The sequence below is a fragment of the Pediococcus damnosus genome, assembly GCF_001437255.1.
In the GTDB taxonomy this organism is placed as follows: Bacteria; Bacillota; Bacilli; order Lactobacillales; family Lactobacillaceae; genus Pediococcus; species Pediococcus damnosus.
Window position 1 is genome coordinate 1 of sequence record NZ_JQBD01000152.1, and the last position, 1,801, is coordinate 1,801.

At 42.9% G+C, this 1,801-nt stretch carries 1 protein-coding gene; it reads right to left on the reverse strand.

Translation table 11 applies throughout. The features are described from left to right. Positions 1-199 precede the first annotated feature (199 nt). On the reverse strand, positions 200-1,648 hold the full coding sequence (locus IV84_RS10340) for a DDE-type integrase/transposase/recombinase (RefSeq protein WP_056943358.1): 1,449 nt from the start codon (positions 1,646-1,648) through the stop codon (positions 200-202). Between the last annotated feature and the right edge of the window lie 153 nt (positions 1,649-1,801).

A 1,801-nucleotide genomic window follows, 5' to 3' on the forward strand; every position in this document is an offset into this window, starting at 1 on the left:
ATTCGGTAACGTCAAAAGTTCTATGAAAACCGTGGTTCAGAAGGTGGTGTAGATGCAACTGTAGAAATCGACTTAAGGATTGAGTGGTCTAGTTGGTTAGTTCTGTACGCGCACAGTATTAATCCGGCCAATCGCCCGTTTCGAGGCAACACAAAGTCAGCTTAGACAAGTTTGATTCTAGTCCTAAACTAATGCTTGCTTATGCAGTTGGTAATTGGCTTTGTGCTAGATCAATCAAGGCCAACCATTTATCGTACATGCGCGGTTTATTGTCCAGCTCTGGTAGGTGTACCGGCACCTTATAATCTAGCGCTTCGTGCGGGCGTAAAAAGTTATAAGCCGCTGAATATAAGGCGGTATAACTGGCTGAACCGGTTGGTGAGTTAAAACCAGTGGCCGACCGATAATTGCCCTTAAAACTACGGTTTAAACGCTCAATTGTTTGTTTCAAGAAACGATACTCTTTACTGATTGGATCTTTGTTGGTCAACCCTACTACTTGCTTGATTTTAAAATTGATCCCTTGTTGAGCAAAATAAAGTTGTGCTACTTGATAAATGGGATTGGCGTCGACTACGAACTGTAGGTCGGCTGGACGTTCGGACATCTTCTGTAGGACTTGATTGATGGCAACGACCGCTGATTCAGTTGTGCGGTTGGGCGTTATATAGTCGGCTAGAATTAGCTTTTTAACCGCGTCGTAAAAGTAAAAGATATAGTTCCACTTACCTTTGACCTTGACGTAAGTCTCATCACCAACTAATTGGTTGGAAAGTTCGTAAGGATAGTTAGCCCAGAATGGTCGAATAACGGTCGCTACCGCCTCTTCGTAGTTGTGAATGGTTTGGTGGGAGATCTTAACGCCGTGAACGTCGTACATGATGGCTGCGGTACGACGGGCCGACAGGCCATAGTTAATGTGATAGGTCAGGACAAGCCCTAAAACCTCAGGGCTGGCTTGGATCTTACTCAAATCGACCTTGGCTTGAACTGGCGAACTAGCCGCTAAGCCTTTGAGATCGAATTTAAAGTTACGGAAAGTGTAGCGTACTTTGAAGCTAGATGGCTGTTCCTTGAATTGTTTGGCTTCAGCTACGGATAACTGCTTGATTTGTTTTAAACGAAATGAACATTGGTCATTAGGACAACGTAACACATCGAAGTTACTACGGTGGTGATGAGCTTCCAATCGATGTTGGCAGTATGGGCAACGAAGTACCACCGCTTTCTTCTTCTGCGCATCACCATTTTGGAAGCTAAAAGCGCAGATCTTACACTTAAGCTGATTACCTTTACCGTTATTAGCGTATAGATAGTCGCTTGGGGCATTACAGCGTGGGCAACGTTGGTTCTGGAACGTGATCACGGTGCCTTGTCGGCGCCGAATTGGTTTTAGATCTTTGCCGGTTTTGGTCATGTAGTCAATGATCAGTTGCTCATAATTAAGTGATTCTGGACCAATATCGGCTGCTAAAATTGGTAATTTATCGTCAACTTGAAATTGATTAAAGCGTTTATAGGTTGGTTTATCGGTGCTGGGCAAGCGCGAATGGTCAAAAATATCAATCAGCTGGGCCAACAAAAAGATGATCAATGCACGTTGGAACTTGATTATTTGGACTAAATAAGTTAATAATGGTGTAAGCACTCGGATCTCCTTCTTTCTTGGAATTCTTGTTGGTTGCACACCAAGGATAACAGAAGAATTGGTCCGGGTGTTTTTTAATTTCACTTAGATAATACAAAACCATTAGAAACAATAATTAAAACTAGACAAAATCGGGTACGTTTGACAGTACCT